Raw genomic sequence first — 10037 nt, forward strand, 5'->3', positions numbered from 1 at the left:
GCCTGGCCACCGTGACCCTCGCCGCCCGCCTGGCCGACCTCGACGCGCTCCTGCGCCCGCTGCCCGGGGTGCTCGTCGCGTTCTCCGGCGGGGTCGACTCCGGCGTCCTGCTCGCCGCCGCGGTACGCGCGCTCGGCGCCGGCCGGGTGGTCGCCGCCACCGCCGTCTCCCCGAGCCTGCCGGCCGCCGAGCTCGCCGGCGCGGGGGAGTTCGCCGCGTCGCTGGGGGTGCGGCACGAGCGGCCACGCACCGACGAGCTCTCCCGCGAGGGCTACCGGGCCAACGGCGGGGACCGGTGCGCCTTCTGCAAGACCGAGCTGGTCGAGGTGCTGCGCCCGCTGGCCGACCGGCTCGGCATCGCCGACGTGGTCACCGGCACCAACGCCGGCGACGTCGTCGCGGGGTTCCGGCCGGGCATCCGCGCGGCGGCCCGGCGCGGGGCCTGGACGCCGCTGGCGCGGGCCGGGCTCACCAAGGACGACGTCCGCGCCGCCGCCCGCCGGTGGGGGCTGCCGCTGGCCGACAAGCCCGCGGCCGCCTGCCTGGCCAGCCGGATCGCCTACGGGGTGCCGGTGTCTGCCGCGGGGCTGGCCCGCGTGGAGCACGCGGAGGCCGCGTTGCGCACCGCACTCGTCGCGGCCGGGCTGCCGGTGCGCGACCTGCGGGTGCGCGACCTCGGCGACGACGTCGCCCGGGTGGAGGTCGACGCCGCGCTGGTGGCCGACCTCGCGGCGCGGGTGGACCTGCACGCCGCCGTCCCCGGCTTCGCCCGGGTCGAGCTCGACCCGCGGGGCTTCCGGTCGGGGGCGATGAACGAGCTGCTGCCCGACCCCGTGCGCTACCGCTGAGCCGAGCGGACGATCCGCGCGGCGGCCACCCCGGCCCCGAACCCGTTGTCGATGTTGACGACGAGCACCCCCGGGGCGCAGGCGGTGAGCATGGTCAGCAGGGCGGCCAGCCCCTCGAAGGCGGCGCCGTAGCCCACCGACGTGGGGACGGCGACGACGAGCCGGTCGGTGAGCCCGGCGACCACGCTGGGCAGCGCACCGTCCATGCCGGCGACGACGACCACGGCGTCGGCCGCCCCGAGGTCCGGGGCGACGCCGAGGACGCGGTGGATCCCCGCCACCCCGACGTCGTCCACCCGGCGGCAGCCCACGCCGCACGCGCGCAGCGTGGCCGCCACCTCCGCGGCCACCGGGCCGTCCGAGGTGCCCGCGGTCAGCAGGAGCACCTCGCCGACCGGGTCCGGCAGGGTGCCCACGAAGGCGCACCGCGCCTCGGCGTCGACGACGGCGTCGGGCCACCGTTCGAGCACCGCCGCCGCGGTGGCGTCGTCGACCCGGCTGGCCCAGGCGAACGGCGCCGGTGACCCCTCCAGCAGGGCGGCCAGGCAGGCCACGGTCTGGGCGGGGGTCTTGCCGGCCGCGAACACGACCTCGGGCGTACCGGTCCGGGTCTCGCGGTCGAGGTCCAGGCGGGCGAAGCCCAGGTCTGCGGTGCGGGGTGCGCTCACCTGCACCAGCCTGCCGCACGCGGGGGTGGTCGTGCGGTTGGCGGCCACCCCGCCCGGGAAGGGCACGACCATGAGCGTCGTCAAGATCAACGCGATCACCGTGCCGAAGGACAAGCAGGAGCGCTTCGAGGAGCGGTTCCGCGGGCGCGCCGGAGCCGTGGAGACCACCCCCGGCTTCGAGTGGTTCGAGCTGCTGCGGCCGGTGGAGGGCACCGACCAGTACCTGGTCTACACGCGGTGGAGCAGCGTCGAGGCCTACGAGGCCTGGCAGTCCGGTCAGGACTTCGACCGGGCCCACTCCGGTGGCGGTGACACCCTCGCCTCGGCCGCCCCGCACTCGGCGCACGTCTGGACCTACGAGGTGCTGGAGACCGCCGGCCCGAAGGGCGAGCACGAAGACGGGGCCTGAGCCGGGTTAGTGTGACGGCACCGGCCCCGCACGCCCGCGGGCCGGTGCCGTCCCCTCGCACGCCCGGGTAGGAGCCATGACCGACACGCTCGCCGACAGCCGAACCACGTCCCGGACGTTCGTCGAGGGCGTGCCGGTGGTCGTGGAGGACGTGCAGCGCCGCTCCACCACCGAGCGCGAGGAGCTGCTGGCCGACCCCGGCTTCGGCCGCTACTTCACCGACCACATGTTCGTGGCCCGGTACCAGGCCGGTCGCGGCTGGTACGACGCCCGGCTGACGCAGTACGGCCCGCTGCCGATGGACCCCGGCACCGCCGCCCTGCACTACGCCCAGTCGATCTTCGAGGGGCTCAAGGCCTACGCCCAGCCCGACGGCAGCGTGGCCACCTTCCGGCCGCAGGCCAACGCGGCGCGCTTCATCCGCAGCGCCGAGCGCCTGGCGATGCCGCCGGTGCCCGAGGAGGCGTTCCTCGCCGCCGTCGACGCGCTCGTCGACGCCGACCGCGCGTGGGTGCCCACGGGGCCGGACCAGACGTTGTACCTGCGCCCCTACCAGCTGGCCAGCGAGTCCTTCCTCGGCGTCCGCCCGGCGCACGAGTACCTCTTCCTGGTGATCGCGAGCCCCGCCGGCGCCTACTTCCCGCGCGGCGTGCACCCGGTCTCCGTCTTCGTCTCCGAGGACTACGTGCGGGCCGCGCCCGGGGGCACCGGCGACGTGAAGTGCGCCGGCAACTACGCGGCGAGCCTCCGGCCCCAGCAGCAGGCGAGCGAGCTCGGCTGCGACCAGGTCGTCTACCTCGACGCCGTGGAGCGGCGCTACATCGAGGAGCTGGGCGGGATGAACCTGTTCTTCGTCCTGGGCTCAGGCGAGGACGCCGAGCTGGTCACCCCCGAGCTCTCCGGCACCCTGCTGCCGGGCATCACCCGCGACTCGCTCATCACCGTCGCCCGGGAGCTCGGACACCGGGTGACCGAGCGCAAGGTGACCCTCGACGAGTGGCGCAGCGGCGCGCTCGACGGCTCGATCACCGAGACCTTCGCCTGCGGGACGGCCGCCGTCATCACCCCGGTCGGTCAGATCCGCGCCCGCACCGGCGACTTCACCGTGGGCGACGGCGAGCCCGGCCCGGTCACCATGCGGCTGCGCGAGACGCTGCTCGACATCCAGCACGGGCGGGTGGCCGACACCCACGGCTGGCTGCACCAGGTCTCCTGACCGCGGCGGGGGTTGTCGCGTGCTGCGCTGGCGGGGGCTCGAGGCCACCCCGGGTGATCTCGGGCGCACGGTGGTCACCGTCGGGATGTACGACGGCGTCCACCGCGGGCACCAGAAGCTCATCGGGGCCGCCGTCGCGCGGGCCCGGGCCATGCGCCGCCCCTGCCTGCTGCTGACCTTCGACCCCCACCCGGCGGAGGTCGTGCGGCCGGGGTCGCACCCGGCGATCCTCACCTCGCTGGACCGCAAGGCCGAGCTCGTCGCCGACCTCGGCGTGGACGCCATGTGCGTGCTGCCGTTCACCGCGGAGTTCATGAAGCTCCCGCCGGAGACCTTCACGCACACCGTGCTGGTCGAGCGGCTGCACGCCGCGCAGGTGGTGGTGGGGGAGAACTTCACCTACGGCCACCGCGCCGCCGGCACGGTCTCCTCGCTCACCGCGGAGGGGCGCCGCTTCGGCTTCGCCGTCGAGGGGGTGTCCCTGGCGCAGGACGCCTCGGAGGACGGCGAGGTCACCATCTCCTCGACCTACGTCCGCGCCTGCGTCGCCGCGGGGGACATGGTCCCGGCGGCCCGCGCGCTCGGCCGGCCGCACCGGGTCGACGGCGTCGTCGTGCGCGGTGACCGCCGCGGCCGCGACCTGGGGTACCCGACCGCCAACGTGGAGACCCCGCCGTACACCGCCATCCCCGCCGACGGCGTCTACGCCGGGCACCTGGTCACCCGCGACCCGCGCAGCGCGGCCAGCCGGGAACGGTTCCCCGCGGCGATCTCCGTGGGGACCAACCCCACCTTCCAGGGCAGCCGCCGGACGGTCGAGGCCTACGTCCTCGACTACGACGGCGACCTCTACGGCGAGCACGTCGGCGTCGAGTTCGCCCACCGGCTCCGGGCGATGGCCGCCTTCGCCGACGTCGACGGGCTCCTGGCCGCCATGGCCAAGGACGTGGCCGACACCCGGGCGCTGCTGGGCCTGTGACGGCGTCGTCCTCCGGACGGCACCCCGGCCGGCAGCCACTCGGTCCGACCGGCTGATCACCGCTGGTAGTCTCGTGGCAGCCGTGCACGCACGGCTGTGTGAACGCTGCCCTCGTGAGTCAGACCGGGGGCCACACGTGACCCGCCCAGGAGGCGAACCATGGCGCTCGACAGCGCGACGAAGCAGCAGATCATGACCGAGTACGCGACGGTCGACAAGGACACCGGTTCGCCCGAGGTGCAGGTCGCGATGCTGACCCGCCGGATCAGCGATCTGACGGAGCACCTCAAGGCGCACAAGCACGACCACCACAGCCGGCGGGGCCTGCTCCTGCTGGTGGGCCGGCGTCGCCGGCTGCTGAACTACCTGGCGAAGACCGACATCAACCGCTACCGGTCGTTGATCGAGCGGCTCGGCCTGCGCCGCTAGCACGTCGAGGGGACCGCTCCCGGATCGATCCGGGGCGGTCCCCTCTCTCGTACGGCACCCGCCGTCCGAGTTCGAGGCCCTCCGGCCGACCGCCCCGCCAAGGGCCGGTCCTCGGTAGTGGCCCCCGGGACGCATCGGTTCCCCACCTCCGGGGAACAGCACCGCCCGAGGGCTTCGATCGAAGACCGGTCGCCCCCGGAAGCAGGTCGGCGCGAGGCGCCGCAAGAGGAACGTCGCGGTATGCGACGAAGAGAGAAGGACACGTGTCCGCACCCACCACCCAGGGCAGCATCGCTGCCGAGTTCGACCCCGAGGACGGGGTCACCACCGCCACCGCGGTCATCGACAACGGCAGCTTCGGCAGCCGCAGCATCACCTTCGAGACCGGCCGGCTGGCCAAGCAGGCCGCCGGCTCGGTCGTCGTGACGATGGGCGACAGCATGCTGCTGTCGGCCACCACGGCGGGCCGCCAGCCCAAGGAGCACTTCGACTTCTTCCCGCTGACCGTCGACGTCGAGGAGCGGATGTACGCCGCGGGCCGCATCCCCGGCTCGTTCTTCCGCCGCGAGGGCCGGCCGTCCGAGGACGCGATCCTCACCTGCCGGCTGATCGACCGCCCGCTGCGGCCGACCTTCGCCAAGGGGCTGCGCAACGAGGTCCAGGTCGTCATCACCGTCATGGCCCTGGACCCCGAGCACCTCTACGACGTCATGGCCATCAACGGCGCGTCGGCCTCGACCCAGCTGTCGGGCCTGCCGTTCTCCGGCCCGATCGGTGGCACCCGGGTCGCGCTCATCCGCGGCCAGTGGGTCGCCTTCCCGACGCACTCGGAGCTCCAGGAGGCCGTCTTCGACATGGTCGTCGCCGGTCGCCTGCTCCCGGACGGTGACGTCGCGATCATGATGGTCGAGGCCGAGGCCACCGAGAAGACGATCGAGCTCGTCGCCGGTGGCGCCAGCGCCCCGACCGAGGAGGTCGTGGCCCAGGGCCTCGAGGCCGCCAAGCCCTTCATCAAGGCGCTGTGCGAGGCGCAGAGCGCGATGGCCGCCAAGGCCGCCAAGCCGGTCGCGGAGTTCCCGCGCTTCCTGGACTACCAGGACGACGTCTACGCCGCCGTCGAGTCCGCCGCCCTGACCCGCCTCGGCGAGGTGCAGGCCATCGCGGGCAAGCAGGAGCGCGAGGACGCCACCGAGGCGCTCAAGGACGAGGTCAAGGCCTCGCTCGCCGACCAGTTCGAGGGTCGCGAGAAGGAGGTCTCGGCCGCCTTCCGCGCCGTCACCAAGAAGGTCGTCCGGCAGCGGATCCTGCGCGACAAGGTCCGCATCGACGGCCGCGGCGTCACCGACATCCGGCCGCTGTCCGCCGAGGTCGAGGTCGTCCCGCGCGTGCACGGCTCGGCGCTGTTCGAGCGCGGGGAGACCCAGATCCTGGGGATCACCACGCTGAACATGCTGCGCATGGAGCAGCAGCTCGACACGCTGTCGCCGGACAACCGCAAGCGCTACATGCACAACTACAACTTCCCGCCGTACTCCACCGGCGAGACCGGTCGCGTGGGCTCGCCCAAGCGGCGCGAGATCGGCCACGGTGCGCTCGCCGAGCGTGCGCTGCTGCCGGTGCTGCCCGACCGCGAGGAGTTCCCCTACGCCATCCGGCAGGTCTCCGAGGCGCTCGGCTCCAACGGTTCGACCTCCATGGGGTCGGTCTGCGCCTCGACGCTGGCGCTGCTCAACGCCGGCGTGCCGCTCAAGGCCCCGGTCGCCGGCATCGCCATGGGCCTGGTCTCCGACCAGGTCGACGGCAGGACCGAGTACGTGGCGCTGACCGACATCCTCGGTGCCGAGGACGCGTTCGGTGACATGGACTTCAAGGTCGCCGGCACGCGGGAGTTCGTCACCGCGCTGCAGCTGGACACCAAGCTCGACGGCATCCCGTCCGACGTGCTCGCCCAGGCGCTGACCCAGGCCCGCGCCGCCCGGCTGCACATCCTGGACGTGATGAACGAGGCCATCGACGCCCCCGACGAGATGAGCCCGTACGCCCCCCGGGTGACCACGGTGCGCATCCCGGTCGACAAGATCGGTGCGGTGATCGGCCCCAAGGGCCAGATGATCAACGCGATCCAGGACGAGACCGGCGCGGACATCACGATCGAGGACGACGGCACGATCTACGTGGGCGCGTCCGACGGCCCCTCGGCCCAGGCCGCGGTCGACCGGATCAACGCCATCGCCAATCCGCAGATGCCCAAGGTCGGCGAGCGCTTCCTCGGCACGGTCGTCAAGACCACGCCGTTCGGCGCCTTCGTCTCCCTGCTCCCGGGCAAGGACGGGCTGGTCCACATCAGCAAGCTCGGTGCGGGCAAGCGCATCGGCAAGGTCGAGGACGTCGCCAACGTCGGCGACAAGATGCAGGTGGAGATCACCGACATCGATGCCCGCGGCAAGATCAGCCTCGCGCCGGTCGCCGCCGACGGTGCCGACGGCGCCGAGGCCTCCACCGAGGCCCCGGCCGAGTCCGCCCCTGCGGGTGAGTGACCACGACTGATCTGATCCGGGCCGGGGTGGGCGCCGCTTCTCCGGGAGCGGCCCCCACCCCGGTTCCCGTCGGGACGACCGCGCTGCTGGACCTCGACGAGGTCGGCGGCCGGGTGGAGCGCACCGAGCTCCCCGGGGGCCTGCGGGTGCTCACCGAGACGATGCCGGGGGTGCTGTCGGCGACCCTGGGCATCTGGGTGGGCGTGGGTTCGCGCGACGAGACGCCGGCCGTCGCGGGGGCCTCGCACTTCCTCGAGCACCTGCTGTTCAAGGGGACGACGTCGCGCGGGGCGCTGGAGATCGCGACCGCCATGGACGCCGTCGGCGGTGAGATGAACGCGTTCACCGCCAAGGAGCACACCTGCTACTACGCCAACGTGCTCGCCAGCGACCTCCCGCTCGCGGTGACGCTGCTGGCCGACCTGGTCACCGAGGCGACCAACACGGCGGCGGACCTGGAGTCCGAGCGCACGGTGGTGCTCGAGGAGATCGCCATGCGCGACGACGAGCCCTCGGACGCCGTCCACGACCTCTTCGCCGAGACGCTGTACGGCGACACCTCGCTCGGGCGCTCGGTCCTGGGCACCGTCGAGTCGATCGAGGGGCTCACCCGGGAGGACGTCGACGGCTGGTACCGCTCGCGCTACGCCGTGCCCTCGATCGTGGTGACCGCGGCCGGGCGGGTGGACCACCGGCAGGTCCTCGACCTGGTGACGGCGGCATTCGGCGACCGGCTGTCAGGTACGGCCCGTCCCGCGCCGCTGCGCACCGGCGACGTGGCGCTCGAGCGGCCCGCGCGGCCGGCCGGGCTCATCTCCCGCCGGACGGAGCAGACCCACCTGCTGCTCGGCACGCCCGCCATGGGGCGCCTGGACGAGCGCCGGTACGTCGCCGCCGTGCTGGACGCCGCCGTCGGAGGCGGCATGAGCTCGAGGCTGTTCCAGGAGATCCGGGAGAAGCGCGGGCTGGTGTACAGCGTCGGGTCGGCGCTGACCCACTACGCCGGCGCGGGCGCCTTCTCCGTCTACGCGGGCTGCTCCAAAAAGCGCGTGCCCGAGGTGCTCCGCCTGGTTCGGGAGGAGCTCGGGCGGGTCGCCGCCGAGGGGCTCACCACCGAGGAGGTGGCCCGGGCGCGCGGTCAGCTGAAGGGCGGGCTGGTGCTCGGGCTGGAGGACACCGGCTCGCGCATGAGCCGGCTGGGCAAGAGCGAGCTGTCCTACGGGGAGTACGTCCCGGTGCGGGACGTGCTCGCGCGCATCGAGTCCGTCGACGAGGCGCAGGTCCGGTCGGTGGCAGGGGAGCTGTTCGGCCGGGAGACCTGCCTGGCCGTGGTGGGGCCCTACCGCGAGTCCGACCTCGACCGGCTCTGACCTCGCGGATGCCGACGACCCGGACCTCCCTGCCGCAGGCCGCCTTCGCGCTCGCGGTGCTGGTCTCGGCCGTCGTGCTCTTCCTGCCGGCCTCGGGGGTGCCGACCGCGCCCCCGGGGACCGACAAGGCGGTCCACCTGCTCGTCTTCGGCGCCCTGGCGCTGACCGGCCGGTGGGCCGGGATGCAGGGGGTGCCGCTGGCGACGGGGCTGGTGGCCTACGCGGTGGCCAGCGAGCTGGTGCAGGGGTTCACGCCGCTCGGCCGCTCGATGTCCCTCGCCGACGTCGTCGCCGACGTCGCGGGGATCCTCGTGGGGCTGCTCGCGTGGGCCGCCCTCGCCCGGCGGACGCGCTGACCGGGGCCCTGTCTTGCATCGCGGGGCCGAGCCGGGAAACCTGACCGCGTGACCACGAGCGCGCCCGGCCAGCAGCCCGCCTCCGTCGAGGGGGAGTCCTCCCTCATCCCGGTGGGAGTGCTCGGCGCCCGCGGCCGGATGGGCACCGAGGTGGTCAGGGCGGTGAACGACGCCGACGACCTCGAGCTGGTGGCCATGGTCGACGACGGCGACTGGCTGTTCAACGTCGCCGACGCCGGCGCCCAGGTGGTCGTCGACTTCACCCGTCCCGACGTGGTGATGGACAACATCCGGTTCTGCATCGACAACAACATCCACTGCGTCGTGGGCACCACCGGGTTCGACGAGGCCCGACTGGCGACCGTCGCCGAGTGGCTCGAGCCGAAGCCGGAGCTCGGGGTCGTCATCGCCCCCAACTTCGGCATCGGGGCGATCCTGCTGATGCGCTTCGCCCAGGAGGCGGCTCGCTTCTTCCCGTCCGTGGAGGTCGTCGAGCTGCACCACCCGAACAAGGTGGACGCCCCCTCGGGGACGGCGGTGCGGACCGCGCGCCTGGTGGCCTCGGCGCGCCGCGCGGCCGGGCTCCCGCCGGCGCCGGACGCCACGACCGACGAGCTGCCGGGGGCGCGCGGCACCGACGTCGAGGGGGTGCGCGTGCACGCCGTGCGGCTGGCCGGTCTGGTTGCGCACCAGGAGGTGCTGCTCGGGGCGGCGGGGGAGTCGCTGACGCTGCGGCACGACTCGTTCGACCGCGCCTCGTTCATGCCCGGGGTGCTGCTCGCCGTCCGGGAGATCGGGCGTCGGCCCGGTCTCACCGTCGGCATCGAGGGCTTCCTGGGGCTCTGAGAGGGCCCCGTCCTCCTCACGCCTCGCAGGCTCGGCGCGAGCCTCTGGACGGGCCGACCCCAGGCGGCGGGGGGGGGCGTGGCGCGCGTCACCTGCAGCTCGTTTGACACCGCCTGCGGGGGCACGTAACTTTCTATCTGCGCCACGCGGCCCGGGAGGGCCGCCGGACCAGCCCCCCGCTAGACGGGCTGCTGGAAACCGGCGTAGAGTGGGACCTCCAGCCAGGGACGAAGCCCGGAAGGGTCGAGTTTCTGCGCGTCCGCTCCTTGAGAACTCAACAGCGTGCCGAAAGTCAGTGCCAAGTAATACCCCGTGCCGCGATTCTTGTGGTCGTGGCTGGGATTCCTTTGGTTGATTGATATCGCGAGTGTCAGCTCGC

Annotated in this window: 11 protein-coding genes; 9 read left to right on the forward strand and 2 right to left on the reverse strand. The window is 73.5% G+C overall.

Annotation, left to right across the window (positions count from 1 at the left end; translation table 11 throughout):
• Positions 1–11 precede the first annotated feature (11 nt).
• Positions 12–848, forward strand: coding sequence for an ATP-dependent sacrificial sulfur transferase LarE (gene larE / locus ACI792_RS14695; protein WP_456603234.1), 837 nt, complete (start codon positions 12–14; stop codon positions 846–848).
• On the opposite strand, the gene larB is transcribed toward larE, so the two are convergent.
• On the reverse strand, positions 839–1606 hold the full coding sequence (larB, locus tag ACI792_RS14700) for a nickel pincer cofactor biosynthesis protein LarB (protein ID WP_456603235.1): 768 nt from the start codon (positions 1604–1606) through the stop codon (positions 839–841). The genes larE and larB overlap by 10 nt on opposite strands.
• On the opposite strand from larB, the gene ACI792_RS14705 reads away from it, so the two are divergent.
• The 8 genes from ACI792_RS14705 to dapB all read left to right on the forward strand — a co-directional run bounded on the left by ACI792_RS14705 (position 1587) and on the right by dapB (position 9658).
• On the forward strand, positions 1587–1925 hold the full coding sequence (locus tag ACI792_RS14705; RefSeq protein ID WP_456578998.1) for an antibiotic biosynthesis monooxygenase family protein: 339 nt from the start codon (positions 1587–1589) through the stop codon (positions 1923–1925). The two genes, larB and ACI792_RS14705, sit on opposite strands and share 20 nt — an antisense overlap.
• 76 nt (positions 1926–2001) lie before the next feature.
• Complete coding sequence (locus tag ACI792_RS14710; protein WP_456603236.1) at positions 2002–3141, forward strand: branched-chain amino acid aminotransferase; 1140 nt, start codon at positions 2002–2004, stop codon at positions 3139–3141.
• Between the two features lie 19 nt (positions 3142–3160).
• On the forward strand, positions 3161–4120 hold the full coding sequence (locus tag ACI792_RS14715; RefSeq protein WP_456603237.1) for a bifunctional riboflavin kinase/FAD synthetase: 960 nt from the start codon (positions 3161–3163) through the stop codon (positions 4118–4120).
• Between the two features lie 159 nt (positions 4121–4279).
• Complete coding sequence (gene rpsO / locus ACI792_RS14720; RefSeq protein WP_456578995.1) at positions 4280–4549, forward strand: 30S ribosomal protein S15; 270 nt, start codon at positions 4280–4282, stop codon at positions 4547–4549.
• Positions 4550–4812: 263 nt separating this feature from the next.
• Complete coding sequence (locus ACI792_RS14725; protein ID WP_456603238.1) at positions 4813–7086, forward strand: polyribonucleotide nucleotidyltransferase; 2274 nt, start codon at positions 4813–4815, stop codon at positions 7084–7086.
• A complete protein-coding gene (locus tag ACI792_RS14730; protein ID WP_456603239.1) occupies positions 7083–8456 on the forward strand; it encodes a M16 family metallopeptidase in 1374 nt (457 codons plus the stop codon). The genes ACI792_RS14725 and ACI792_RS14730 overlap by 4 nt, the downstream gene beginning before the upstream one ends.
• Positions 8457–8464: 8 nt before the next feature.
• Positions 8465–8812 (forward strand): VanZ family protein, encoded by a 348-nt coding sequence (locus ACI792_RS14735; RefSeq protein ID WP_456603240.1) that lies wholly within the window; start codon positions 8465–8467, stop codon positions 8810–8812.
• A 48-nt stretch (positions 8813–8860) separates the two neighbouring features.
• The gene (gene dapB / locus ACI792_RS14740; RefSeq protein ID WP_456603241.1) at positions 8861–9658 is read left to right on the forward strand and encodes a 4-hydroxy-tetrahydrodipicolinate reductase; all 798 of its coding nucleotides are present in this window, start codon (positions 8861–8863) and stop codon (positions 9656–9658) included.
• A gap of 179 nt (positions 9659–9837) precedes the next feature.
• On the opposite strand, the gene ACI792_RS14745 is transcribed toward dapB, so the two are convergent.
• The coding region (locus tag ACI792_RS14745; protein ID WP_456603242.1) for a hypothetical protein at positions 9838–10037 on the reverse strand (200 nt) is incomplete at its 5' end.

Source organism: Blastococcus sp. SYSU DS0669 (assembly GCF_054050895.1).